Source organism: Deltaproteobacteria bacterium, assembly GCA_016874755.1.
Lineage (GTDB): Bacteria > Desulfobacterota > Binatia > UBA9968 > UBA9968 > DP-20.
On record VGTH01000005.1, the window covers coordinates 45,032 to 68,974 of the forward strand.

The following is a 23,943-nucleotide window of genomic DNA, read 5'->3' on the forward strand; positions in this document are numbered from 1 at the left end:
CGATCTTAGGGGCATCGCATCGTTGGTCGGCGCTGTGCGCGAACCGATGAAACCTCGCACGACCGCAAAGGCAAATTGACCATGGCAGAGCAAAAGAGCTACCGTATCACCAAGCGACAATCCGAACTGGCCGTGCGCGTCACGGGAAATTCCCAAGCGGATCTTTTTGGCAATTCCGCGTTCGCGCTCTTCGATGTGTTGACCGACTTCGGCACCATCGAAATCAAGGAGAAGCTGCCGTTGGAGGTTGAAGGCAACGACCGCGACGATCTAATGATCAATTGGATGCGCGAGCTGCTCTATCTCTTCCAAGGCAGCGGCTATCTGCTCAAAGAATTTCACATCAGCGAGGTGAAAGACAAAATCGTCAAAGCCGAAGTCTGCGGCGAGAAAATCGACCCCGATCGCCACGAGATCAAGCAGGAAATCGCCGCGGTGGCCTACCAACACGGCCGCATGGAAAAAACCGGCAATCAGTGGATCGCCCAGCTAGTCTTTGAATTCTAATTAACTTTGAAATCTGAATTTTGCGATCTGAGATTGCGAGCGAAGCGAGCCCATGGCCCTGCCCATTGATAGCGACTACGACGGCACCGCGCTGATCGCCGACCCGATTCACCGCTACATCCAATTCACAGTACCGGTACAAAAAGCCGAGATCACCGAAAAAGCCCTGATCGATTCCGCTTGGGTGCAGCGGCTGCGTTATATTTACCAGCTACAAAGCGCCCGCTGGGTTTTTCCCTCGGCTGAACATAGCCGCTTTCAGCATTCTCTGGGCGCCATGCATCTAGCCGGCGAGTTCGGCAAACATCTCTATCCCTCGCTGCGCAAAGTGCTGGGCGATGACTGTCCTTCGGCGAACTACATCGAAGAGTATATGCGCGTCACCGGGCTGCTGCACGATATCGGCCACGGCCCCTTCGGCCATTTTTTCGATGACAATTTTCTTCACAACTACGGTCTCACCCACGAGGACATCGGCCAGCGCATCATTCAAGACCACCTGGGCGACATCATCCGCAAGCTGCGCCGCAGCCCGAGCGGCCCCTTCGCAGCGGGTGAAGAGCTGCGCCCCGAAGATATCGCCTATCCAATCAAAAAAACCGGTGGCGAGGATCATCGCAAGCCCAAATGGGTGCGCTTTCTCCAGCCGCTCACCGGCGGCATTTTTACTTTCGACAATCTCGACTATGTCTCGCGCGACTCTTACATGTGCGGCGTTTCGGTGGGTCCCATCGATCGCGACCGGTTGATCTATTACACTTTCTTTACTTCCAAGGGGCTGACCGTGCACAAGGCTGGCAACAGCGCGCTCACGATGTTTTTGAACGCCCGGCTCTATCTCTACACCAACGTCTACTACCACCGCACGACCCGCGCCATCGACTTGCACCTGCGCGAGATTTTCCCCGAGACCATGAAGGTTCTGTTCCCCGGCAATCCGCTCGATCACATGGATGATTATTTGTATCTGACCGATTGGTCGCTGCTCGAAGAGGTCTCGCGCTGGCGCCGGCGCAACGAACTAGAAAATTTAGCCAAGGAATGGGAAACCGTTCTCCACCGCGAAGTCCGTTGGAAGATGGCCTACGATCGCACGTTGTCGCTCAACGAACTTCATTACGGTATGACCCTGATCGAAGACATCGACTGGGAAAAGCGCATCCGCGCGGCATTGCCACCGGCGCTGCGCGATTTGGTATTCCGCGTCGATATAGCCACCCAGGACCCGCGCCCGGAAAATCCGTTCGCCATGGGCAAGAAACAAATCCATATCTACGACCCGTCCACCGGTGAGATCGCCAAAGAATCCCTCGCCGAACTGTTTGAGTTCATTCCTTCCAAAGTCGTTCAACTGCGCGTCTTTTCGCTCGACCATGACCATGATCAACTGCTCGCCGAAGTCGCCGAAAACGCGCTCAAAGGGCAAGCACCGGAAGTAAAAACTAGCGTCTAGCGACATCGCCTCGCTAATTGTTGCAAACTCCTGGTTTCAAACTAATTTGATTCTGGAATATGGCATCTGTAGTTCGGAATTCTTAGAATGCGCCTGGAGGTTCTCATCTTCGGCGGCGGCGTGGCCGGCCTTTGGTGCCTGGACCGGTTTCGGCGCGCCGGTTATTCCGCGCTGCTTTTGGAATCGCAGGCACTCGGCTGCGGGCAGACGATTCAAGCTCAGGGCATCATTCACGGCGGCGGCAAGTACGCTCTGCGCGGTGTGCGCGATTTCGCGGCCGTGCGTGCCATCAAAGAGATGCCCGGCTTTTGGCGCCGCTGTTTCGCTGGAAGCGAGGAGCCAAATCTCGCCGGCACACAATTGCTGTCGGAGTCCTGCTATCTCTGGCTGCCGCGCGGTTCGACGATGGCCAAAGTGCAGTCGTGGGGATTCGTTCCGGTGCTGGCCAAAACCGGGCTGTTGGCGACACCGCCGGTGAAAGTTGCGGCAGACTCGTGGCCCCCGGCGCTGCGCGATTCGGCCGTCGCCGTCTATGCGCTCGCCGAGCCGGTCATTTCGACCGGAACATTGTTGCAAGCCCTTAGCCGCCGCCAGCATAACAATATCGTTCTTTACGAACCGGCGACGCTGCGATTCGATTCCGGCGACGTTGAAGTAGGCGCGACGAGATTGGCGCCCGCAACTATGGTTTTTGCCGCCGGCGCCGGCAATGCTGAGCTGCTCCGGAAAGCAGGGATCCAGCAGGATTTAATGCAGCGCCGGCCGCTAGGAATGATATTGCTCAGCGGCAAACTGCCGGAGCTTCACGGCCACTGCATTGTCGGCGGCAAGACCCAGCTGACAATCACGACGCCGGCGCCAGGTATTTGGCAAGTGGGCGGCGAGATCGCCGAGCGGCTCGCCGATGTCGACGACCCAGCGCAGGCGCGGCGTATCGGCCTGCGCGAGATTCGCCGCTGGCTCCCTGGCCTCGATTTCGCCGACTGCGCAATCGCCATGTATCGCGCCGTGCGCGCTGAAGCACGCACCGCCGACCAGCGGCGGCCAAGCGGCGTGCACGTCAGTCGCGTCGCGCCCAAGATCATCGCCGCTTGGCCGACCAAGCTGACGATGGCGCCCGTGTTAGCCGAAGAAGTCTTCCAACTGGCGCGCGAGGAATTGGGAGAGCCGAGCCCTTGCGATGAAATTGCCGCCCTCAAGTGGTCAGCGCCGAATGTAGCGCGCTATCCGTGGGAGGAGTGTGAATGGCACCGCGCCGACTAGGCCGCACGGGTTTATCCGTCAGCCCGATCGCCTTGGGCACGACCAAGCTCGGGCGCAATACAGACGTAAAATATCCAAGGCCTTTCGATTTGCCCAGTGACGAACAGGTGCAAGCGCTGCTCGACGCCTGTCTCGCAGCCGGCATCAATCTGATCGACACCGCACCGGCCTACGGCAGCAGCGAAGCGCGTCTCGGAAAGTTTCTCGCCGGTCGCCGTGACCGTTTTGTGCTGTGCACCAAATGCGGCGAGAGCTATGAAAACGGCCGCTCGACCTGGGACTTCTCTGGGGCAGCGATCGAGCGCTCGCTGGATTTGAGCTTGCGCCGATTGGGCACCGATCGTGTCGACATCTTGTTGCTGCACTCCAACGGCCAAGACCTACAGATCCTCACCGAGACCGACGCGCTGGCGGCGTTGCAGCGCGCCAAGCAAGCCGGCAAGGCCCGCGCCGTTGGCATCTCGGCAAAAACCGCAGCCGGTGTCGTCGAGGCCTGCCGCTCTCTCGATATCGTGATGGCGCCTTTCAGCCAGAGCGATTCAGCACTAGAGCCTGCTTTGGCAAAGGCCCATGAAGCTGGGCTAGGTATTCTGGCAATCAAAGGCCTGGCCAGCGGTGCGCTGGCGCCAGAAGCAGCTATTGAGTTTGTCCTGCGCCAACCATTTATCGATGCGCTGGTATTGGGCACGATTACGCCGCAGCACCTGCGCCAAGCCGTGGCAGTCGCGGAGAAGCTCTAGCAAGCCTGCGGAAAACTTGTAAGAATGCGTCGACAAGCTCAGCATGAACGGACGCTTGCCAACGATTTCAACCTCCGATCGAAGGGCTCCGAAGAGTTTTTCAGCAGCCTGCTAGCCGAGAGCAAATGATCATCACCCTGACCACCGACTTCGGCTACACCGATTCGTTCGTCGGCATCATGAAGGGTGTGATCTACGGCATCAATCCGCACGCGACGATTGTCGATTTGACTCACGGCGTGCCGGCGCAAGATGTGCTCGCCGCTGCGCTGATCCTGCGCCACTCAGTCCAATATTTTTCTCGTCCGGCGGTGCATGTTGGGGTGGTCGATCCCGGTGTCGGCGGCGCGCGCAAGCCGATCGTCATCGAAGCAGGCGGCGATTTCTTCATCGGACCGGACAACGGACTTTGGAGTTTAGCTCTGGCCGGGCGGGAAATCGGGCGCAGCGTGCATTTGTCGCAGGACGATTTTCACTTAAAGCCAACCAGCACCACGTTTCACGGCCGGGATATCTTTGCGCCGGTATCGGCGCATTTGGCGCTGGGTGTGCCGGCGGACGCCTTTGGTGAAACACTGTCGAGTTTCGTGCGCATTGATTTGCCCGCGGTGCGAAAGCAACCAAACGAGCTAATCGGCGAGATCATTTACATCGACGGTTTCGGCAACCTGTTCACCAACATTGAAGCCGCAGACTTGACGGGCAAACACACACTGGAAGTTCGCCTAGGCGCAACGACCATTAGCGGGCTCTCGTCCAATTACGCTGCGGTTGCCAGCGGGGCCTGCACTGCGCTAGTAAACAGCTGGGGACTTTTGGAGATCGCCGTCAATCATGGCGATGCACAACGGCAAACTGGCGCCGCTCTAGGCGACCGGGTTTACGTGAAAGTTTCCGCTTAGCAAAGTGCCGGGAGGCTACCGATGAGCGAGCAGCGGCCAACTTGGGACCAATATTTCATGATCATCACGCAGCAGGTGGCGGAGCGGTCGACCTGCACCCGCGCCAAAGTCGGCGCGGTGATCGTGCGCGACAAGAACATTCTTGCCACCGGTTACAACGGCGCGCCGGCGGGCATGCCGCACTGCCTCGATGTCGGCTGCCTGATCTATGAATCGAAGACGCCCAATGGCGATACCGAGCAAAACTGCTTTCGCACGATTCACGCGGAAATGAACGCCATCGCCCAGGCCGCTAAGAACGGCTCGAATATCAAAGACGCGGCCATCTATATAACCCACACGCCCTGCATTCACTGCCTCAAGGTCTTGGTGAACACCGGCATCAAAGAAATTTATTATCTAAAGCCCTACAAGCTGCACACCCTCGACGAATTGCTGAGCTATACTCAGGTGAAGCTCCATGCGGTGGGTTTGCCGGAAAAGTAGAAATTAAAAAAGGGATGAGGAAATCTCCCCATCCCTTTTTGTCGTAAGCGATTGTCTTACCGGCTTAGATCTTGCCGGTTAAAATGATCGCGATAACGAAGCCGTAAAGCGCCAACGCTTCCAACAACGCCAGGGTCAACACCAACGGCAAGAACAGCTTGTCGGCGGCATTTGGGTTGCGGCCGATGCTTTCCATCGCGGCGGCACCGACACGGCCTTGCCCTAAGGCGGCCCCGAAAGCGGCGATGGCGACGGCGATACCCGCCGAGATCGCGATCGCAACCGCGCGATTGGAATCGCCGGCGGCGGCACCTTCGGCGGCCATTGCCACGCCTGCGCTAAGCAGGCTGACGAACAAACCGCCTAAGACTGCAAACAGCTTTCTCATGGCTATCTCCTTTCCAGCGAATCCAGCCTGCCACTCCTCTGCCTCATCCTCTCCTCAGCGGCATCCATCGCTTGATTGATAATCTCGATTTTTAATGGTGCGCGGCGTGCGCGTCATGGGCGCTTTCGTGGCCATGCCCCTCTTCGTGGTCACCGTGGCTGATCGCCAACGCGACGTAGATCATGCTGAGCAAGGTAAAGACGAAGGCCTGAATCACGCAAACCAAGGTGCCCATGATGTAAAACGCCACCGGCACGACCAATTTCGTCAGGCCGATGAAGGCGCCGATCACTTCGTGATCGCCCATCATGTTGCCAAAGAGACGAAGCGCGAGGGACACGGGCCGAAAGCCGTGCGAGAAGGCTTCGAGAATGAAGAAGAAAGCCACCGAGATCAGCAGAACCGGGAGAAAAGCTAACTTGGCGGCGCCCTTGCCGGGCAAGCTCGTCATCGGGCCGACGAAATGTTTGAAATAGGCGCCGCCCTGCTCACGCACGCCAATGACGTTGTAGCCGACGAACGAGCAAATCGCCAAACCGAGCGTCGTGTTTAGGTTGCCGGTGGGCGGCAGGAATCCGGGGACAAGACCGAGCAAATTGCTGAAGAGAATGAAGAAAAAAAAGGTCGCGAAAAACGGCACGTACTTGCGGCCCGCTTTGCCGATAATCGCATCGCTCTGGCTGACGACCAATTGCACCAGGAGCTCGGCGATGTTGCGCGAGCCCAATTCGGCCGCGGGAATAACCGGGTCTTTGGCGCTCGATAGAGCGCCGCGCGCCTTGAGGGCGAATAGAAGAACCAGCAACGCTGTCACGATGGCGAAAAACGTGTGATCGCCGATTAAATGCTGCAAGCCTTCGGGCAGCAGCGAGTACCAGGAAAAGCCGTGTTCCATTTGAGTTAAATTCCCGCTTTGATCTTGAGTCGCACGGTTTCGAAAAGAATCGCTAGCAACAAAGTCGAAAATCCTAACGAAAAAGAAATCGCATCGAAGCTAAATTTAAAGAAGACCGTCGTCAGCAGCCCGATAAACAGCACGATCTTCAAGACCAAGAGCCCGATGCCCAACTTCACTCGGCCATTATTGGCCAACGGTGTCAGCACCCAGGCGACACCGAAGCTGAGGAGGCCAAAATTGATCGCCATAAACAAGCCGCCGGCAAGCAGAGCGGTCGGTTCGACCACTTTTCTCGGCCCCAAAGCCGCGAGCAGGGCGACCAACAGCAGACCGTGCCACAGCTCAATTCGGAGAATCGTCTTCTTCGCGGCTGCTTCCATCCCGTTGGCGCTCAAAAAACTTTACCCACTGCACTAGCCGAAAAAACGCTCCGACGAAAGCGACCACGGTTAGCGCGATTAACAACCAGGGCGAGGTTCCGAAATATTGATCCAGGAAGTAGCCCACCGCCAGGCCTCCAACGATGGTGCCCGGTAACTCGAAGGCGACTCCTAGATATAAACCCGCTCTGCGTAGGAAGGGAGCTTGGCTGTTGTGCCGGTTATTGGGGCGGCCCCCAATCTTCTCCACGTTCGCTAGCTTCTAACATGAAGGGCGGCGGGGTTCAACCTCGGGATTGCGCCTTGGCCCAAGCGGAAAACGCCGTGATGGTTCTATCGATGTCGGCTTTGCGGTGCGCTAGTGAAACGAACGCGGCCTCAAACTGCGCCGGTGGTAAATAGATGCCGCGGCGCAGCATGCTATGGAAATAGGTAGCGAATTTCTCGCGATGGGCTTGCCGGGCCTGGTCGACATCGGTGACCGAGTCAACACCAAAGAAAATCGTCATCATGGAACCGACCCGATTGATGGCAGCGCGCAGTTTGTGAGAGGCGATCACTTGCCGATAGCCAAGTTCGAGCTGTTGTGCCGTGCGTTCGAGTTGTTCATAAACGCCGCGCTGCGACAGCAGTCGCAGAGTCTCGAGTCCGGCAGCCACGGCTACCGGATTCCCCGATAGCGTACCAGCTTGGTAAACTGGCCCTTGTGGCGCCAAAAGATCCATCACTTCGCGTTGCCCGCCAAAGGCGGCAAGCGGCAGACCGCCGCCGAGAATTTTTCCCAAACAAGTCAGATCTGGCCTTACATTGTAGAGCTTTTGCGCGCCGCCCAGTGCAACCCGGAATCCGGTGATAACTTCATCAAATATTAGGAGTGCTTGGTGTCGGCGCGTTATACCGCGCAAGTGGCCGAGAAATTTGGATTGCGGCAGTATCACACCCATATTGCCGCAGATTGGCTCCACGATCACAGCCGCAATATCATGACCCTGCTTTTGAAAGAGTGCTTCAACGGAAGAAATATCATTGAAACGTGCGACTAAAGTCTCGCGCGCGAAGCTTTCAGGAACTCCGGGACTATCAGGCAGGCCTAAAGTTGCAACGCCCGAACCACTTTTCACTAACAGTCCGTCAGAGTGGCCGTGGTAGCAACCGTCAAACTTGACGATCTTAGAACGCTTCGTGAAAGCCCGCGCTAGGCGCAACGCGCTCATAGTCGCTTCGGTACCCGAGCTGACCAAGCGTACTTTCTGAATCGAGGGCACGACCTGAGTGATGCGCTCCGCGAGCTCAACCTCGAGTCGCGTCGGTGCGCCGAATGTCGTGCCATTGTTCGCCGCTCGATGAATCGCAGCAAGAACCTCGCGACGAGCATGGCCAAGAATCAACGGCCCCCAAGAGCCGACGTAGTCGATATACTTTCTTCCATCGGCATCGAAGAGGTAGGCGCCCTCGCCGCGGGCAATGAACTTCGGCGTGTCGCCCACCGCTTTCCATGCGCGCACCGGACTGTTCACGCCGCCCGGAATTTTTTTTGCCGCGCGCGCAAATAATTTTTTTGCCGCTGATGTTGTCATGCGTCGGTCTCGTAACATCGCGCTCTGTGTGTGTCAAGGTTGTTGAAACTACCCAGATTTTTTTTCTAAATTTTTTTCTTGCAAACAATTTTGAAAAGGTTTATTAAACGGTCTCCGAATCGCTCTGGAAAAAATATTTTTGCTCCAATGCGCGAGTACAATGAAAAATTTCCGGCGGTTTTTTTTTCAGTTCCTTGCCAGCACGGCGTCTCTCGCTGAAAGCCACGCCCCTAGGCCGTGCCTCTGGCATGTGATGACTCGCCCCAGGTTTCAGCAACAGGAAGTCCAATGAGTGGTTGTCCACAACTGTGGATAACGTTGTGGATAACTTTTTACTTATTTTCACTCGATCGGTAAGAAGCTATGGTTGAGTTGTGGCAACAAGCGCTGGCTAAGCTGAAAGAGAAACTTGGGAAGCAAAGCTTCGATACATGGATCAGACCTACCTCTTTCGTTTCACTCAATAAAACTGAATTACGAATTGCGGTTCCTAGCAAGCTCCATCGCGACTGGATCACCGAGCATTTCCTCGCACAGATCGAAGAAGTGATTGGCACTCTCTGCGGCCAAACTACTGCGGTCACTTTTGAAATTGATCCGGAGACCGTCGAGAAGCAAATCGCTAGTGAACGGACACTGCGCAAAGAGGATCGCGAAAAGCCACCTGTGCAAACGCCGCATCGAGTTAACAATCTTTCGGCCCGTTATACGTTCGATAGTTTCGTTGTCGGCGCAAGCAACCAGTTTGCCCATGCGGCTTCGCTTGCAGTAGCGAACAAGCCTGGGCTCCATTATAACCCGCTCTTTATCTATGGCGGCGTTGGCCTGGGCAAGACCCACCTCGTCAATGCCATTGGCAATCAAGCAGCCAATCACAATGGCCAACTGAAGGTTCTCTACCTGAGCTCAGAGTCGTTCATGAATGAGCTGATTGGCTCGCTCAGGCGCGACAAGATGGACGAATTCAAAACAAAGTTTCGTAATGTCGATGTTTTGATTCTCGACGACGTTCAGTTCATCGCCGGTAAGGAACGTACCCAAGAAGAGTTCTTTCACACCTTTAACTCTCTTTACGATGCCCATAAGCAAATCGTTTTGACGTCGGATAAATTTCCCAAGGAAATCCCCGGCCTGGAAGATCGGCTACGCAACCGCTTCGAGTGGGGTTTGATCGCTGACATTCAACCTCCTGACGTGGAGACCCGGATTGCGATCTTGCAAAAGAAAGCCGTCGAACTCAATGTCCAACTGCCACAGGAGATCGGCATTTTTCTCGCCAGCAACATCAGCTCAAATGTCCGCGAGCTCGAAGGCGGCCTCACTCGGTTATCGGCTTTCTCATCGATGACGAAGGCCGCGCTCACCATTGACCTGGCCAAAGAGGTGCTGCGCAATATCTTGAGAGATGCACGGCCGGAAGTGACGGTCGAAGGGATTCAAAAGGCGATCTGCGATTATTACAACGTCAAAATCGGCGAATTGAAAGCTAAACGAAGAACGCAAAACATCGCGCTGCCACGGCAAGTTGCAATGTATCTCTGCCGCAAACACACCGATACCTCTTTTCCTGCCATCGGCGCCAAATTCGGCGGGCGCGACCACTCCACCGTGATCCACGCATCCAAAACCATCGAGCAGCGCATCAAAGACGACCCGCAGATGCAGATCACCATCGAAAAGCTTGAGCGCACTCTAAAGAAATAGATTGTTAATAAGCTGTGATTATCCACTGCATGACTGTGGATAGTTGTGGACAAGAGTTTGGGTAATTTACATGGGCCGGTAAAACCGGTAATCAACCACTTAATTGATCACAAGCTAACTCTTTTGAATGACTCAGTGTTTATTGGGTTCGTGCCTTATTAACAGCCCCTACTACAACTTCTTATTCAATTCTTATATAGAGAGGTAATAGGAGGGGAGTGAGCGATATGGAATTCAAGGCTAAGCGGGGCGATCTTCTTACCACACTTTATTGGACCCAGAGCATTGTCGAGCGACGCAACACAATGCCGATCTTAGCCAACGTGTTAATCGAGGCACATAAGGGTGAAGTGCGATTGACAGCCACTGATCTCGAAGTGGGTGTACGCGGCGGTGTTGAAGGCACGGTGAGCAAAGAAGGCACTGTCACGGTTAACGCTAAGAAACTCTACGAGATTATTCGCGAGGTACCCAACGACCAGGTGCAAATCAAGCGGTTGGAAAATGATTGGGTCGAAATTCGCAGCGGCAAATCGGTGTTCAAAATCGTCGGCATGGACGCGAAAGAGTTTCCGCAATTTCCTTCCTTCGATTCCAAAACGTTGGCAACAGTACCGGCGGCAACCCTGCGCGGCATGATCGAACGGACAATTTTTTCGGTTTCCACAGATGAAACGCGTTACAGTCTGAACGGCGTTTTCATTGAACAGGGGCAAGACGGTAAGGCCAGAATGGTCGCCACCGACGGACATCGATTGGCTTACGAAGAGTGCGATATTGGCTCGTTGGGCATCACCAAAGGCCTCATACTACCGCGTAAGGGATTGGCGGAGCTGAAAAAGCTCATGGAAGACAGCGACGAAGGCGTTGTCTCCATCGGTTTTCAGGAGAATATGGCTCTGGTTGGCAAAGACCGCGTCGAGCTATTCATGCGGCTGATTGATGGCGACTTCCCCGACTACACCAAAGTCATTCCGCAGGGCAACCCCAACATCGCGAAAGTTGAGCACAGCGAGCTGCTGCAGGCGCTACGGCGGGTATCGATTCTTTCCAACGAGCGTTATAAGGGCATCAAGATGGAGTTTTCGGAGGACAAGGTTTCTTTGTCGGCGAGCAACCCGGACTTGGGCGAAGCCGTGGAGGAAATAGAAGCCGATTATAAAGGGAAAGAGATCTCGATCGGCTTTAATGCGCGTTATTTACTCGATGTCTTGGCGGTTTTAGGCGGCGACGGCGATGTCGATATCGAGTTGAAAGACGAGCTTAGCCCTAGCGTGATCCGCAAAGCGATCCATCAAGGTTATCTTTACGTTTTGATGCCGATGCGACTGTGATCCGCGCTTTGCGGTTCGGAATCTCAGATTTCAAATTTCAGATCTCAAAGAAGACATCTGCTAGCTTTTATATTTCGCATCGAGAGCGTATTTTTCATTTAATCCGACGATCGCATTAAAATCGTCAAAGGCCATCAGGCGATCCAAGATCGCCAACGTCGAGCCGTCGCGCCGCAGGGTGGTGTAAACTTCGGTCAACGATTTCGCCACTGAATAGAGTGGCGCCAGCGGCCAGACGATTAGCTCAAAGCCCAAATCTTTCAGCTCATTGGGACCCATCAGCGGGGTTACGCCGCGTTCCAGCATGTTGGCCACCAGCGGGCCGGGCACCTGGCCTGCAATCTCGCGCATTTCTTCCTTCGATTCTGGCGCTTCGATGAAAACTGCATCGGCACCAGCGCTTTTGAAAGCGATGCCACGATCGATCGTGTCTTTTAAGCCGAGCGCCTGGCGCGCGTCGGTGCGCGCAACGATGAAGAAATCGCTGTCGCCTTTGGCTTCGACGGCGGCTTTGAGCTTTTTCAACTGTTCGTCGATTGGAATAACCTGCTTGCCCTTCATGTGGCCGCAGCGTTTTGGCCAGACCTGATCTTCAAGAAACATGCCGGCGGCACCGGCGCGGGTGAGATCTTGCACTGTGCGGATGACATTGATGGCGTTGCCGTAGCCGGTATCGGCGTCGACAATGACCGGGGTTTCGACAACAGAACAAATCCGCTGTGCGGCTGCCACCACCTCGGTCTGGGTAAGGAGACCAAAGTCAGGTTCGCCGAGGAGCGTCGCCGATAGGCTGTAGCCGGTGATGAAGATGACTTCAAAACCGGCGCGGGCTGCGATCTTGGCGCTCAGGGCGTCATAGACGCCTGGCATGATGAGCTGGCCTTTAGTTTCTAAAGACTGGCGAATGAGGTTCCCTTTGCCCATAACCTCTCCAAGTTGGTTCGCCTAACGGCGCGGTCTGCCGCCGCGATTGGGCGAGCGGCTCGGCATGGGCTCAGGCTTTGGTGCAGAACGGAGCAGCTTTGCCGAACGCAAGCCCAAGACATCGGCGCCGTAGCGGGAAGAGTCTAGATGGTCATAGCGGGCTTTAATTTTTTGCCACACTTGATGTTTTTTGATCCGATCTTCTTTGGCTGCGCTGAGGTCCTCGAGATCGAGCACGACGTCGCCTTCATGGCCGCGCAGACTCATGTGCAAAGTAAATTGCGACCCCTCGCCCTCGCGCGCCGAATAGTCGATTTTCTTGTTGATGCTCCGAATAATGTCGCGCAACAAAAGTTCTTCTTCCTGATGGACGCCTTTTCCGAACATAGTCTCTTCCTCCTTGCGGCACGAGCACTAGGAATTGTCGATTAGAAATGTGGCAATCTACGCTAATAGGAGCGCAAGTTCAATTACGAATGCGCTTCGGTCTGCACGAAAAGCTCTGCTAAGGCCATTTTTCGACCGATCAGACCCTGTTCCTGGGAGTATTGCATCAAAGTATCCAGCGCGCGCCGATTGACGTCGCCCAGGCCATAAACCCATGGATCCGGGCCGAGGATTTCCTCCTGCTCTTCAAGAAACGAGCGGAACCAGGCGAGCGGCACGATGCGCGGGTTTTCCATGCGCCTGTAGGCGGCTTTTTTTGACGCTTCGAAGGCTTGCATTAAGTTTACCGGTACCCAGGGATATTTGTCGACGACTTCCTGACGGATCGCGGTGGTGTGCATGATCGGGAAAAAGCCGGTGCGCTTGTAATAGTCCATCTCCAGTTCACGATAATTGGGAAAAAGTCGGGTCACCCGTTCGTCTTTGTCGAGAATGGGCTGGATCAATTCGGGATGAACCAGCGCGTCGATTTCGCCCTCGACGAGCATTTTTTCAATGCTCTTTCCCTTCGGGATACGCTGGATTTTTAAGTCCGCCGGCGGTGTCCAGTCGACCTCTTCGTCATCCTGTTTGTACCAGTCCAAGCTGCGGTGCGGCACGCCGTGCTCGTGTTCGAGGATGCCGCGAATCCACAGGTTGGCAGTGGCTTGAAAGTTTCGCAGGCCGACTTTTTTGCCGATGAGGTCCGTCGGTTTGGTGATGCCTTTGTTGGCGTTTAAGAATATGAAACCGTGGCGGAATCGGCGGTGGAGAAAAACCGGTATCGCCGTGTAGGGCTGGCCAGTGTATTTTGCCATCAAATAATTCGACATCGATAGCTCGGCGACGTCAAACTCGTTGTTGCGCAGCATGCGCCAGTGGCGCACGTCGGAATTCATGTCCGTCAGGACCGTCAGCTCGATGCCGTCCGGTTGGACCGTACCTTCCTTCAAAGCACGGATGCTCTCATAGTCGCCGGTGGCCAGGGTGAGGTGGATTTTTTTGCTCATGGGGCCTAATTAGCACGCCCGTCGAATGTTGCCAACCAGTTGATTTCACAGTTTGAATTGCTACCTTGCGACTTCGCGACTTCGTGCGTAGCGCACAACTGAAGGAGTCGGGATGAACAAATCGTCGCTCAAGATCGCATTGCTGATAGCCCTCCTGCTAGGGGCTGGCCGAGCAAGCAGGGCTATTTAAGAAGCACGGCTTGGATGTAGAGCTGCTGCACATCGCGTCGAGCTCGCGGGGTATCCAAGCGATCCTCGCTGGCGAGATCGCCTTTTCCTACATGGATGGCGCAAATCTTGCGGTTTGTCGCAGAGCTAGAGAAGCAGGGGTTTTTTAAGGGCGCGAAATAAGAAAGGGCGACCAACCGGTCGCCCCTGCGAATCCCATATCGGCGTAGATGGGTTAGCGAAGCGTAACCCAACGTTCTACTAGCGAAGTTTTTTCGCGCGCCGTACGAAATAATCCCACATCGATCCTAGACGATGCGGTGTGTAGATCTGCTCGTACTTGAGCACCGCTTCTTCGTCGCTGCTCCAGGACGGCTCGCCGGAGGCGGTGGCGATAAGTTGGATGCGCGCCGCCTTCTCCAAGAAAATCGCGTAGAGCGTCGCGACCTCGATGGTCGGGCCCACGACGGTTGAGCCGTGGTTCTTCATCAGCACACCGCGACAGCTGCCGAGGCTTTTTGCCACTTCCACACCTAACTCCTTGGTGCGAATGAGTTGGGTTGTGAGATCGAACAACGGCAGGCCGTCGTGAAAGATGCTGCCCTCGTGACTGACGGGGCGCAACCGCTGGCGAAGCGAGCCGAACGCCGTCGCGTAGGGCGGATGCGAATGCACCACGCAGTTGACATCCGGCCGCGCCAGCATGATCTCGGTGTGAATGAAAACTTCCGAGTGGCGCTCGTATTTGCCTTCGAGTTTTTTGCCGTCTTCCATGTCGACGACGATGATATGCTGCGGGCGGATTTCTTCGAAGCCGAAGCTATGCGGCTTCATGAGAATCTTTTTCTCACCGGGTATGCGAACCGAGACGTGGCCGAGAATGTTGTCCCAGTGACCCTCGTTGGCGAGGATGTTGCACGAGTAAGCGAGTTTTTCTTTGAGTTCTTTGATTGTATTGGCTTTGTTGGCCATGGTTTCTCCCTAGTGCGAGTCGAGGATAGAAGATCGAGGATTGAGGATCGAATGCTATCCTCCATCTTCTATCCTCTATCCTGAGCTTTTGCTTCTTAAGCGGAATCTCTGAATCTTACCTGTAACCGTCTTCGGCAGGTCGTCGACGAACTCAACCCAACGCGGATACTTATAGGGCTGGAGTTTCGCTTTGACGTGGTTTTGCAATTCAATGCGCAACTGGTCGCTGGCTTTAAACTCGCTCTTGAGCAGCACGAAAGCTTTCGGCTTGAGCAGGCCGTCGGAGTCGGTGTCGCCGATGACGCCGGACTCCAAAACTGCCGGATGTTCCATCAAGATGTTTTCAATTTCAATCGGCGAGACCCACAGGCCGCCGACCTTCATCATGTCGTCGGAGCGGCCGCAGTACCAATAGTAGCCCTCGGCATCTCGGTAGTAGGTGTCGCCGGTCTTGAGCCACTCGCCCTGCATCATGCGTTTGGTCTGCTCGTGTTTGTTCCAATAATAAACCGCGTTGGCGTCGCCTTTGACCAGCAAGTTGCCGGTTTCACCCACCGGGACTTCGCGACCGTCGTCGTCGACGATCTTGGCTTCGAAGGCTGGCGTCACTTCGCCGCTGCTGCCGGCTTTGGCTCGGCCCGGTCGGTTGGCCAAGAAATCGTGGGTCGCTTCGGTGGAGCCGACGACGTCGAGTAATTCCAAGCCGGTTTTTTCTTTCCATTGGTGGAATAGAGCCGGCGGCAGCGGTTCGCCGGAGGACAGGCAGATGCGCAGCGAGCTCATGTCGTATTTTTTTTTGATGCGGAGAAACCTGGCAAACAGCGTTGGTACTGAAAAAAAGAAGGTCGGTTTATACTTGTCGATGACCTGAAGAATTTTTTCCGGATCGGGCTTTTCCGGCCAAAGTACTGTCGAAGCACCGAAGCGGAAGGGGAAGTACAAAGAATTCCCCAAGCCGTAGGAGAAAAACATCTTTGATGCCGAAAAGCACAGGTCGTTCTCGTTCATGCTCAACACTGGCTTCACAAACAGATCGCTGATGTTGATCATGTCGTGCTGCAGGTGCACGGCACCCTTCGGGCTGCCGGTGCTGCCGGACGTATAGCCCCAGAAGCAGACATCGTCTTTGGTGGTCTTCGCGGCTTCGAGCTTGTCCGAGCTTTGGGCGATCAGCTTCTCATACGATAGCGCCTTACCCATGGGCGTGCCGACGACGACGATGTGTTTTAAGAATGGCGTGTTGTCCCAGATCTTCTCGATCTCAGGCAGCGTCGACTCGTGCACGACAATGGCGCGAGCGCGGCTGTCGTTGATCAGATATTCGTAATCCTTGGCGAACATCCAAGGATTGGTCGGCACGGCGACGGCGCCGATCTTGATGGCGCCGAAGAAGGTGTAAGCAAATTCCGGCGAATCCGGCAGAATCACCAGCACGCGGTTTTCGATCTCGATGCCAAGATCTTTCAGCGCATTGCCGGTGCGGTTAACGTTGGCAAAAACTTGTTGATAGGTGATCTTCTGGTCTTGGTAGTAGATGGCGACTTTGCCGCCACGCCCCTGTTTGATGTTTTCATCAACAAAGGTCGTGGCGGCGTTGTAGATGTCGGGTAAATCGACGTTCATCCTAATGATTTCAGATTCCAAATTATCTGGAATCTTGAATCTGTAATTTGGAATGGCGCCGCAGGCGCCTATTCGCCGCCGATGATCTCGCCTTCGACGTCGGTGGCGATGACCACCGACTTGGAATCGGTGTAGTGCTCGATCGCTTCGTCGCCGTGTTCCTTGCCGAGACCGCTCTGTTTGACGCCGCCGAAGGGCAGCTCGTCGTAGATGATCTGGGCGGAGTTGACCCAGGTGTAGCCGGCTTCGATGTTCTCGGCGCCATACATCGCCCGATTGATGTCGCGGGTCCAGATCGAGGAGCCCAAACCGAAGATCGAGCCGTTGGCTTGCTCGATGGCCTGTTCCAGGTTTTTCACACGCACGATCGGTAGTGCCGGGCCGAAGACCTCTTCTTGGATCATGCGCGAGGCCGGGTCGACATCGGCGACCAGGGTCGGCTGATAGTAGAAGCCTTTGTCGTACTCACCGCCCGTAGGCCGTTGGCCACCGGCGACGATCTTGCCGCCGCGCTTCACGGCGTCTTCGACTTGCTCTTCGACTTCTTGGCGCTGTTCTTTGGTATGCAGCGGGCCCATGAGGACGCCTTTACCCAAACCGTTGCCGACGCTGATCTTCTTGGCTTTCTCGGCGAGCTTGCCGATGAATTCGTCGGCGATGCTGTCGAACAAGTACAAACGTTTCACCGCCAAGCAGGCCTGGCCGCAGTTAAAGAAACGGCCGACCGAGGCGGCGCTGACGGCGCGATCGAGATCGGCATCGTCGCACACGATCATCGGGTCGCTGCCGCCCAGTTCCAAGGTGACATGTTTGAAATCTTTCGCTGCCGACTGCATGACGCGGCGGCCGGTGTCGGTGGCGCCGGTGAAGCCGATTTTTCGGACGGTCGGATTCACGAGTAATTCTTCACCGACGACGCTGCCGGGGCCGGTGACGACGTTCAACACGCCTTTGGGACCGCCAGCGTCTTGGATGGCTTTGTCGATGATCAAGCAGGTCGCAAGATCGGTGAGCGGTGTAGTGCCGGCCGGTTTGACGACTACGCAGTTGCCGGCCAGCAGCGCTGGACCGAGCTTGTTGCCCATTAGAGACACGGGAAAATTCCACGGCACGATGGAACCGCAAACGCCGAGGGGCTTGCGCAGCACGAGGCCATGGCGGCCGGTGTCGAGCATCACCGCGCTGGTGCGCATGGTTTTAGCCATGCCGCCGTAATGATCCAAGGTGTGCACGAAGCGGCGGATTTCCAGGATCGACTCGCGCATCGGCTTGCCTTGCTCTTTGGTCAGCAAAGTCGCGAGCTCGCGCTCCTGTTGGAGGATCGTATGGCCGGCGGCCAACAAAACTGCGCCCCGTTTGGACGGCGCCATGTGCGACCATTTTTTCAGGGCGCCCGCAGCGGCGTCGATGGCGCGTTGAATATCTTTAATGGTTCCTTTGGGAACGCTGTCGACGAGTTCTCCGGTGGCAGGGTTGTTGACCTTGGTGGTTTCTTTGCTTTCCGAATCGACCTGCTCGCCGGCAATTAACATTTGTGCCATATGCTTCCTCCGTTCGATTTCAGAACTCCAAGACAAATCATGTTCATAGGTGGAAGTCAAGAATTTGCGGCGGCGCGAAGCTTTGCGACGAAGCCTGGCTATGCTATGGGATTGCGGTACTTTAAGGAGACTCCCAATGGCGCGAAACGGCTACAAAATCTTTGATGCCGATACCCATGTCCGCCCCGATGCCGACTTGCTCGAGCCCCACATGGCGGCTGCAGAGCGCGCCAAGTTGGCCCAGTACGAAAAATTTCGCGCCAAAAACAAAGACGGCGCGGTCACTTATTTAATGGGCGAGCGCTCCTACAAGCGGCGGCTGGGCTTGGCCGCGGACGCGACGCCAGAGAAAAACGAATACATGAGCGGCTACAAACGGCACCAGCACGGCAAGCCCAACCCGCTATGTGAGCGCGACCCGGCCGTGCGCATCGAAGACATGGATCGCGAAGGCGTCGACGTCAATCTCATGCTGCCGTCGGGTTGGTTCGGCTGTTGGACGACGATTGACGACGTGAGTCTTGAGACCGCGGTCTACGAAGCCTATCACCGTTGGATGGCGGACTATTGCGCGCAATTTCCAAGCCGCTTAAAAGGCGTGATCCTGGTGGCGGCGCGCGATATCAAAACTTCCCTGGCGGAGTTGCATCGCGCTGCCAAAGAGTCCTGGCCTTTGGCTGTGTTTGTCTACGCACCCTATCAATTTCCGCTCGACCATCCCGACCTGGAACCAATCTGGCAAGCGGCGGCCGATTACGATCTGTCGATTGCGCTGCACACCTTCACTGTCATGCCACCCTACGCGCCGGGCGGGCTCGATTCTTGGGACAACCTCTGGCTGCAGCGCTCGGCGGCGCACCCCTGGTGCGGTCAGCGCAACATGGCGTCGATCATCGGCGCTGGCATAATGGACCGCTACCCGAACATCCGCGTCGGTACGTTGGAGGCAGGCCACGGTTGGCTACCGGCCTGGGTCAATCGCCTGGAAGAGCACACCAAGCTCTGTCCCGAGGCGTTGCCGCCGCTCAAGCAAACGATTCGCGACTATGTGACTGGCGGCCGCTATTTCCAGAGCATCGAGGTTTCTGAAGGCGCGGCGATCACCCAGGGCGTGATCGATCTCCTCGGCCCCGATGTGCTCATGTTCGGCTCGGACTATCCACACGGTGAGAGCTGGTTTCCGGTGTCGGTGGAGAGCGTGCTCGGCTGGAAGCTAAAAGACAGCGATATGCGCAAACTGATGTGGGACAACGCGCTGCGCTATTACCGGCGCTACTCGGAATGAACATGCCAAGCCAGGGATTGAAGCTCAGAAAACTTCTCGCGCGCAGGGGCAAAGTGCTGGCGATCTTGGGTGCGCCCAATGCCTTTCATGGCAAGATCATGGAAGCCAACGGCGTCGAGGCCTGCTTCGTCGGCACCAGCATCACGGGTGGCAACTATACCGGGCTCCCGGATCTCGGCATTCTCTCGCTGCCCGAGTGCGTCGGCTTTGCCAAATGGATCGCCCGCGCGGTGAAAATTCCCGTTATCCTCGACGGCGACACCGGCCACGGCGGCATCATGGCGGTACGCCGCCTGGTGCGCGAGTGCATCGAGGCGGGCCTTGGCGGACTGCGCTTGGACGATCAACCGCTCGATCAAAAACGGCGCACCGGCTCCGCGGGAATCTCGATCATCTCGCGCGAAGACGCGGTCACGCGCTATCGCGTCGCGGTGGATGCAAAAAATGAAATCGATCGCAATTTTGTCATCATGGCGCAGTGCTACGCGCGCAATGCCGTCAATGGCGGCATGGCGGAGCTGCTAAAGCGGCTGCGGCTCTACGAAACCGCCGGCGGCGCCGACTGGGTGCAATTCGAGTCGCCGCACTCCGTTGCCGAAATCAAACGGGCGCGGCGAGTGATTAAGGGCCCATTCTCGGCGATGAAAGGGCAACTGCCGCGCGCGTTGACTTTGGCAGAGCACAAAGAACTTGGATTGAACGCCGCGTGGTACACATTTTTACCTGACCAGGTGCTCAAAACCGCCGCATGGTCGTTCTTTCAAGAATTTAAGAAAAAAGACGTGCGCGCCTGGGACGAGCTGGCGCAGAAAAATGGCGCGACCCCTTTCACCGGCGGCGCGAAGCTGCCGTGGGATGCGACGGGTATGACGGAAATGAGTCAGCTTGAAGCGAAGTATGTAGCGAAGCGTGGCCGGAGATCATGAATATGTACTTGTTGTCGTTGGTGACTTCTTTCATTCTCTTAGGCGCGTCGCTTGCCAGCGCCCAGAGCGATTTCTATCGCGGCAAGCAAATGAAAATCGTCGTCGGCGCGTCGGCCGGAGCCGCGAGTGATCTCTACGCCCGGGCAGTGGCACAGCATCTGCCAAAGCAGATCCCGGGCAAGCCCGAAGTCATTGTGCAAAACATGCCGGGAGGTGGTTCGCTCACCGCGGCAAACTATGTATACAGCGTCGCCAAACCGGACGGACTTACCCTCGGCGCAGTGACCGCGCCGATCTACTTCGCGCAGCTCTTGGGCCGCAAGGAAGTGCAGTTCGATTGGGCCAAGTTCACGTGGATCGGCACGCCGGAAGAAAACGACGAGCTGTTTTTCCTGCGTGCCGATCAGCCGTACAAGACGTTGTTCGATTTGCGCAAGGCGAGCGAAGCGCCGCGCTGCGGCGCGTCGGGGGTTGGCAGCACCGGATTTTACATTCCAAAATTGCTCGAAGAGATATTCGGCGTGAAGATTAACATGGTCACCGGCTATCCGGGCGCGGCGGACATCGATATCGCCGTGGAGAAAAACGAAGTGCATTGCCGCGGCACGACGATCAGTGCCTTTTTCGGCCGCGAGCCGGGAAAAACTTGGGCGAAGAACGGCTTTGTCCGGTTCCTGGTTCAGACCGGGGATAAACGCAGCCATCGCTTGCCCGACACACCGACGATCTGGGAACTGATGGATCAAGAGAAGAGCGACAAGAGTATCGATGCGAAAAAGCGCTTGGCGCGGGTCGTGTTAGGTCCCGGTGCCTTTGGCCGGCCGATCTTGGCGACGCCGGGGATTCCATCCGACCGCGTAAAGATTTTGCGCGACGCCTATGTGAACATGCTCAAAGACGCAGAGTTTGTCGCTGAAGCAAAAAAGCGCCAATGGGAAATCGCGCCGGTGAGCGGCGAGCGGCTCGAAGCCTTGGCAAGGGAAGTGATCAATCAGCCTGCGGATATCGTGGAGCGCATGAAAAAAGTCATGGGTGAGTCTTAAGAAGGCAAGAGGCAGCAGGCAACAGACAATAGGTTAGGAGAGTTTCATGGATTTTTCGAAATACATAGTAAAGGCACGCCCCGGCGTGCTCGGCGGCAAGCATGAAGAGAAACGGCCGTTGAGGCAATTGGCCGCGATGCCAGTCAAGCGGCATATTTTTATCAACCGCGATTCGTATCCCGACGCGGATATTTACGTGGCCATTCACGAGGCCAAGGATTTGCCATCGCCGGTTCCCGATTATCAGGTGCCGCACTGCCACAACACGGATGAATTTTATTACTTCATCGGCAACAATCCCGATCTCACTGGCCTGGAAGGACAAATCATTTTCGAAGGCAAGGTGCACAAGATCGTTTCGCCGGCGTGTGTTTATATTCCCACGGGCGCGGGACACGAATACAAAGTCACGAAGGGAGCCGGCACCGTGACCGTGTTGTTTCGTAACCGCGGCTATACCCACGAAGATAAACCGTTTGATCTCGCCAAGGGCGAGCGCGATTTCGCCAAATACGCCAGCTATATTTTTGCCCCCGAAGCGCGGGCGACCACAGAGATCAAATATCACACCGACGCAGCGCCGGGGGTGCGCTACGTTTTTGTCGACGGCAAGTTAAAACCGGAAGCGGGATTTTACACCGTCGTGCGCAGTGTGCAGAACGTGCAACCGACGCAAGCGAACTATGTCGAGATGCACACGCACAACTGCGACACGCAGCATATCGCGATCGGCAACGGACCCGAGCTGACGGGATTAAAGATCGAATTTCAAATCCGCGACGACAAAATCGTCGTTGAAAGCCCGATGGGCGTAAACATCCCGGCCGGGACGCCGCACTCGCAGCGCATCATCGAAGGCACGGGGCATTTTTTCAACTTTGTGCCGAAGAGTTTCTACAACGACGGTTTGGTGAGCTGAGGGAAGTGTTGGGTTACGCTGCGCTAACCCAACCTACGCAGATGTGTCTCTCGGAACTCCTTCCCCCGGGGCGGGGGAAGGAGCTGTGACTCCGCGGAACCTAAGCAAGCTATTTTAGAAGGAGAAAAGATGAAACCGCCGAAGGATATTTTTCCTGTAGTTCTTACAACGTTTTTGTTTGCCATCGTAGCACAGGCCGCCTTCGCCCAAAGCAACCCACGCTACATCCGCTTTGCCGGCGTGCCGAGCGCGGTCAAGGGCGCGCTCTATGCGCCGGACGCGCCACAAAAGCCACCGCATGTGGCGATACTTGTCATTCACCGCGCGTCGAATTTTATGAACACGCTCGCCTGCACCGAGTTATCGCAGCGCGGTTTCCTCGTGCTGTGCATGAACCCGCGCTCGGACAACAACGAGGCGCTGGTGCGCTGGGAGAGACCATGCCTCTCGACGTCAAGGCCGGCATGGAGTTTCTCAAGAAACAGCCGGGTGTTACGAAAATACTTCTCTGGGGATTCAGCGGCGGCGGACCGACAACGACCTTTTATCAGAACGTCGCTGAAAACGGCGTATCGGTCTGCCAAGGGCCGAAGAAGCTGGTCCAATGCGGTGATGACCTCGCCGGTCTGCCGAAAGCGGACGGTCTGATTCTTGTCGATGCTCATCCTGGCAACCCCGTGAACGGCATTCGCAGCTTGAATCCGGCGGTCACCGACGAGAGTCGGCCCGATCTGCTCAATCCCGACCTCGATCTGTACAATCCCAAAAATGGTTACAACCCCAAAGGGCCGTCGACCTATTCTGAGGAATTCAAAAAGAAATACTTCCGCGCCCAGGCCGAGCGCATGAACCGGTTGATCGAGAAAGCGCTGGCTATGCAGCGGCAGATGAAAGACGGCAAGTACATGTATCCCGACGATGACGCTTTTCTAATCGTGCGCGGCGAAAACGCGCGGCTGATGCAGCTCGATCCGGGCGTTCACGCGACGACAGCAAAGCCGCAAAAGCTGATCAAGAACGACGGCACAGTCATTACTGAAATCGTCAAGAGCGTGCGCGTGCCGAATTTACGATCGGCGCAGCAAAATGCGCAATTTGAAAACGGCACGCGGTTGTTAACCGTCAAGTCGTTCCTGAGCGCCAACGCGGTGCGGGGGACCGACTCCATGGACGGCATTGATCACTGTTCGAGCAACAATTCGCCGCCGTGCCACCTGCCGCAGATCACTGTGCCGACGCTAATCACGGCGATGGGCGGGCACTATTTCATCCGCGACAATGAGATTCACTACGAGCTATCCGGCGCCAAGGACAAAGATTACGTGGTCATCGAAGGCGCCGAGCACGGGCAGACGCCTTGCAGACCTTGTGAAACCACGCCGGGTCAGTATGGCAACAGCGTCAAGAACCACTACGACTACGTACGTGATTGGATCAACAAACGGTTTTGAGCAGCAGTCCAATGCGGCAGGGA

25 protein-coding genes are annotated in these 23,943 nt (G+C 56.1%); 14 read left to right on the forward strand and 11 right to left on the reverse strand.

Annotated elements, in window-relative coordinates; all coding sequences use genetic code 11:
- Positions 1–81: 81 nt before the first annotated feature.
- From FJ145_04395 to FJ145_04420, 6 genes are all read left to right on the forward strand, one after another.
- Positions 82–507 carry an archease gene (locus tag FJ145_04395; protein MBM4260666.1) on the forward strand — a complete coding sequence of 142 codons (426 nt, stop codon included), beginning with the start codon at positions 82–84 and terminating at the stop codon, positions 505–507.
- Between the two features lie 52 nt (positions 508–559).
- Positions 560–1,960, forward strand: coding sequence for an HD domain-containing protein (locus tag FJ145_04400; protein MBM4260667.1), 1,401 nt, complete (start codon positions 560–562; stop codon positions 1,958–1,960).
- A gap of 87 nt (positions 1,961–2,047) precedes the next feature.
- Entirely contained in the window at positions 2,048–3,223 is a 1,176-nt protein-coding gene (locus FJ145_04405; protein MBM4260668.1) for an FAD-dependent oxidoreductase, read from the forward strand.
- Positions 3,205–3,963, forward strand: coding sequence for an aldo/keto reductase (locus FJ145_04410; GenBank protein ID MBM4260669.1), 759 nt, complete (start codon positions 3,205–3,207; stop codon positions 3,961–3,963). Before FJ145_04405 ends, FJ145_04410 begins: the two co-directional genes overlap by 19 nt.
- Positions 3,964–4,088: 125 nt before the next feature.
- Positions 4,089–4,865, forward strand: coding sequence for an SAM-dependent chlorinase/fluorinase (locus tag FJ145_04415; GenBank protein ID MBM4260670.1), 777 nt, complete (start codon positions 4,089–4,091; stop codon positions 4,863–4,865).
- A gap of 21 nt (positions 4,866–4,886) precedes the next feature.
- Positions 4,887–5,351, forward strand: coding sequence for a dCMP deaminase family protein (locus tag FJ145_04420; GenBank protein MBM4260671.1), 465 nt, complete (start codon positions 4,887–4,889; stop codon positions 5,349–5,351).
- Positions 5,352–5,415: 64 nt separating this feature from the next.
- On the opposite strand, the gene FJ145_04425 is transcribed toward FJ145_04420, so the two are convergent.
- The 5 genes from FJ145_04425 to hemL all read right to left on the reverse strand — a co-directional run bounded on the left by FJ145_04425 (position 5,416) and on the right by hemL (position 8,594).
- Positions 5,416–5,739 (reverse strand): ATP synthase F0 subunit C, encoded by a 324-nt coding sequence (locus tag FJ145_04425; GenBank protein MBM4260672.1) that lies wholly within the window; start codon positions 5,737–5,739, stop codon positions 5,416–5,418.
- A gap of 91 nt (positions 5,740–5,830) precedes the next feature.
- Complete coding sequence (atpB, locus tag FJ145_04430) at positions 5,831–6,634, reverse strand: F0F1 ATP synthase subunit A (protein ID MBM4260673.1); 804 nt, start codon at positions 6,632–6,634, stop codon at positions 5,831–5,833.
- Between the two features lie 5 nt (positions 6,635–6,639).
- Positions 6,640–7,017 (reverse strand): hypothetical protein, encoded by a 378-nt coding sequence (locus tag FJ145_04435; GenBank protein MBM4260674.1) that lies wholly within the window; start codon positions 7,015–7,017, stop codon positions 6,640–6,642.
- Complete coding sequence (locus FJ145_04440) at positions 6,980–7,267, reverse strand: AtpZ/AtpI family protein (GenBank protein ID MBM4260675.1); 288 nt, start codon at positions 7,265–7,267, stop codon at positions 6,980–6,982. The genes FJ145_04435 and FJ145_04440 overlap by 38 nt, the downstream gene beginning before the upstream one ends.
- A 34-nt stretch (positions 7,268–7,301) precedes the next feature.
- On the reverse strand, positions 7,302–8,594 hold the full coding sequence (gene hemL, locus FJ145_04445) for a glutamate-1-semialdehyde-2,1-aminomutase (GenBank protein MBM4260676.1): 1,293 nt from the start codon (positions 8,592–8,594) through the stop codon (positions 7,302–7,304).
- A 363-nt stretch (positions 8,595–8,957) separates the two neighbouring features.
- On the opposite strand from hemL, the gene dnaA reads away from it, so the two are divergent.
- Positions 8,958–10,298, forward strand: coding sequence for a chromosomal replication initiator protein DnaA (dnaA, locus tag FJ145_04450; protein MBM4260677.1), 1,341 nt, complete (start codon positions 8,958–8,960; stop codon positions 10,296–10,298).
- A gap of 227 nt (positions 10,299–10,525) precedes the next feature.
- Positions 10,526–11,632 carry a DNA polymerase III subunit beta gene (locus FJ145_04455; protein MBM4260678.1) on the forward strand — a complete coding sequence of 369 codons (1,107 nt, stop codon included), beginning with the start codon at positions 10,526–10,528 and terminating at the stop codon, positions 11,630–11,632.
- 60 nt (positions 11,633–11,692) lie between these two features.
- On the opposite strand, the gene FJ145_04460 is transcribed toward FJ145_04455, so the two are convergent.
- From FJ145_04460 to FJ145_04470, 3 genes are all read right to left on the reverse strand, one after another.
- Positions 11,693–12,556: an isocitrate lyase/PEP mutase family protein gene (locus tag FJ145_04460; protein MBM4260679.1), complete on the reverse strand. Its 864-nt coding sequence runs from the start codon at positions 12,554–12,556 to the stop codon at positions 11,693–11,695.
- Positions 12,557–12,577: 21 nt separating this feature from the next.
- On the reverse strand, positions 12,578–12,943 hold the full coding sequence (locus FJ145_04465) for a hypothetical protein (protein ID MBM4260680.1): 366 nt from the start codon (positions 12,941–12,943) through the stop codon (positions 12,578–12,580).
- A gap of 83 nt (positions 12,944–13,026) precedes the next feature.
- Positions 13,027–13,992, reverse strand: a complete 966-nt coding sequence (locus tag FJ145_04470) for an ABC transporter substrate-binding protein (protein MBM4260681.1) — start codon at positions 13,990–13,992, stop codon at positions 13,027–13,029.
- A gap of 164 nt (positions 13,993–14,156) precedes the next feature.
- Between FJ145_04470 and FJ145_04475 the strand changes: the two genes are divergently transcribed.
- On the forward strand, positions 14,157–14,330 hold the full coding sequence (locus tag FJ145_04475) for a hypothetical protein (GenBank protein MBM4260682.1): 174 nt from the start codon (positions 14,157–14,159) through the stop codon (positions 14,328–14,330).
- A gap of 91 nt (positions 14,331–14,421) precedes the next feature.
- Here the strand turns inward: FJ145_04475 and FJ145_04480 are convergent, their stop codons facing one another.
- The 3 genes from FJ145_04480 to FJ145_04490 form a co-directional block, all read right to left on the reverse strand.
- Complete coding sequence (locus FJ145_04480; protein MBM4260683.1) at positions 14,422–15,132, reverse strand: class II aldolase/adducin family protein; 711 nt, start codon at positions 15,130–15,132, stop codon at positions 14,422–14,424.
- Between the two features lie 75 nt (positions 15,133–15,207).
- Positions 15,208–16,755, reverse strand: coding sequence for a benzoate-CoA ligase family protein (locus FJ145_04485; protein MBM4260684.1), 1,548 nt, complete (start codon positions 16,753–16,755; stop codon positions 15,208–15,210).
- Between the two features lie 68 nt (positions 16,756–16,823).
- Positions 16,824–18,296 (reverse strand): aldehyde dehydrogenase, encoded by a 1,473-nt coding sequence (locus FJ145_04490; protein MBM4260685.1) that lies wholly within the window; start codon positions 18,294–18,296, stop codon positions 16,824–16,826.
- A 100-nt stretch (positions 18,297–18,396) separates the two neighbouring features.
- Here FJ145_04490 and FJ145_04495 point away from each other — a divergent pair, with 100 nt between their 5' ends.
- The 5 genes from FJ145_04495 (at position 18,397) to FJ145_04515 (ending at position 23,920) form a co-directional block, all read left to right on the forward strand.
- A complete protein-coding gene (locus tag FJ145_04495) occupies positions 18,397–19,581 on the forward strand; it encodes an amidohydrolase (protein MBM4260686.1) in 1,185 nt (394 codons plus the stop codon).
- Positions 19,578–20,507, forward strand: a complete 930-nt coding sequence (locus FJ145_04500; protein ID MBM4260687.1) for an isocitrate lyase/PEP mutase family protein — start codon at positions 19,578–19,580, stop codon at positions 20,505–20,507. The genes FJ145_04495 and FJ145_04500 overlap by 4 nt, the downstream gene beginning before the upstream one ends.
- Positions 20,504–21,550 (forward strand): hypothetical protein, encoded by a 1,047-nt coding sequence (locus FJ145_04505; protein ID MBM4260688.1) that lies wholly within the window; start codon positions 20,504–20,506, stop codon positions 21,548–21,550. The genes FJ145_04500 and FJ145_04505 overlap by 4 nt, the downstream gene beginning before the upstream one ends.
- 46 nt (positions 21,551–21,596) lie before the next feature.
- The gene (locus FJ145_04510) at positions 21,597–22,469 is read left to right on the forward strand and encodes a hypothetical protein (GenBank protein ID MBM4260689.1); all 873 of its coding nucleotides are present in this window, start codon (positions 21,597–21,599) and stop codon (positions 22,467–22,469) included.
- 440 nt (positions 22,470–22,909) lie between these two features.
- Complete coding sequence (locus tag FJ145_04515; protein ID MBM4260690.1) at positions 22,910–23,920, forward strand: alpha/beta hydrolase; 1,011 nt, start codon at positions 22,910–22,912, stop codon at positions 23,918–23,920.
- Positions 23,921–23,943: the final 23 nt, after the last annotated feature.

What these genes read in the sequence shown, in the direction of transcription:
- FJ145_04470 (MBM4260681.1), bottom strand. Translation starts at nt 13,992, where the DNA reads ATGAGCAAAAAAATCCACCTCACCCTGGCCACCGGCGACTATGAGAGC.
- FJ145_04480 (MBM4260683.1), bottom strand. Translation starts at nt 15,132, where the DNA reads ATGGCCAACAAAGCCAATACAATCAAAGAACTCAAAGAAAAACTCGCT.
- FJ145_04505 (MBM4260688.1), top strand. Translation starts at nt 20,504, where the DNA reads ATGAATATGTACTTGTTGTCGTTGGTGACTTCTTTCATTCTCTTAGGC.
- atpB (MBM4260673.1), bottom strand. Translation starts at nt 6,634, where the DNA reads ATGGAACACGGCTTTTCCTGGTACTCGCTGCTGCCCGAAGGCTTGCAG.
- FJ145_04515 (MBM4260690.1), top strand. Translation starts at nt 22,910, where the DNA reads ATGCCTCTCGACGTCAAGGCCGGCATGGAGTTTCTCAAGAAACAGCCG.
- FJ145_04435 (MBM4260674.1), bottom strand. Translation starts at nt 7,017, where the DNA reads ATGGAAGCAGCCGCGAAGAAGACGATTCTCCGAATTGAGCTGTGGCAC.
- dnaA (MBM4260677.1), top strand. Translation starts at nt 8,958, where the DNA reads ATGGTTGAGTTGTGGCAACAAGCGCTGGCTAAGCTGAAAGAGAAACTT.
- FJ145_04400 (MBM4260667.1), top strand. Translation starts at nt 560, where the DNA reads ATGGCCCTGCCCATTGATAGCGACTACGACGGCACCGCGCTGATCGCC.
- FJ145_04495 (MBM4260686.1), top strand. Translation starts at nt 18,397, where the DNA reads ATGCTATGGGATTGCGGTACTTTAAGGAGACTCCCAATGGCGCGAAAC.
- FJ145_04410 (MBM4260669.1), top strand. Translation starts at nt 3,205, where the DNA reads ATGGCACCGCGCCGACTAGGCCGCACGGGTTTATCCGTCAGCCCGATC.
- FJ145_04425 (MBM4260672.1), bottom strand. Translation starts at nt 5,739, where the DNA reads ATGAGAAAGCTGTTTGCAGTCTTAGGCGGTTTGTTCGTCAGCCTGCTT.
- FJ145_04415 (MBM4260670.1), top strand. Translation starts at nt 4,089, where the DNA reads ATGATCATCACCCTGACCACCGACTTCGGCTACACCGATTCGTTCGTC.
- FJ145_04405 (MBM4260668.1), top strand. Translation starts at nt 2,048, where the DNA reads ATGCGCCTGGAGGTTCTCATCTTCGGCGGCGGCGTGGCCGGCCTTTGG.
- FJ145_04510 (MBM4260689.1), top strand. Translation starts at nt 21,597, where the DNA reads ATGGATTTTTCGAAATACATAGTAAAGGCACGCCCCGGCGTGCTCGGC.
- FJ145_04485 (MBM4260684.1), bottom strand. Translation starts at nt 16,755, where the DNA reads ATGAACGTCGATTTACCCGACATCTACAACGCCGCCACGACCTTTGTT.
- FJ145_04460 (MBM4260679.1), bottom strand. Translation starts at nt 12,556, where the DNA reads ATGGGCAAAGGGAACCTCATTCGCCAGTCTTTAGAAACTAAAGGCCAG.
- FJ145_04500 (MBM4260687.1), top strand. Translation starts at nt 19,578, where the DNA reads ATGAACATGCCAAGCCAGGGATTGAAGCTCAGAAAACTTCTCGCGCGC.
- FJ145_04455 (MBM4260678.1), top strand. Translation starts at nt 10,526, where the DNA reads ATGGAATTCAAGGCTAAGCGGGGCGATCTTCTTACCACACTTTATTGG.
- FJ145_04465 (MBM4260680.1), bottom strand. Translation starts at nt 12,943, where the DNA reads ATGTTCGGAAAAGGCGTCCATCAGGAAGAAGAACTTTTGTTGCGCGAC.
- FJ145_04490 (MBM4260685.1), bottom strand. Translation starts at nt 18,296, where the DNA reads ATGGCACAAATGTTAATTGCCGGCGAGCAGGTCGATTCGGAAAGCAAA.
- hemL (MBM4260676.1), bottom strand. Translation starts at nt 8,594, where the DNA reads ATGACAACATCAGCGGCAAAAAAATTATTTGCGCGCGCGGCAAAAAAA.
- FJ145_04395 (MBM4260666.1), top strand. Translation starts at nt 82, where the DNA reads ATGGCAGAGCAAAAGAGCTACCGTATCACCAAGCGACAATCCGAACTG.
- FJ145_04420 (MBM4260671.1), top strand. Translation starts at nt 4,887, where the DNA reads ATGAGCGAGCAGCGGCCAACTTGGGACCAATATTTCATGATCATCACG.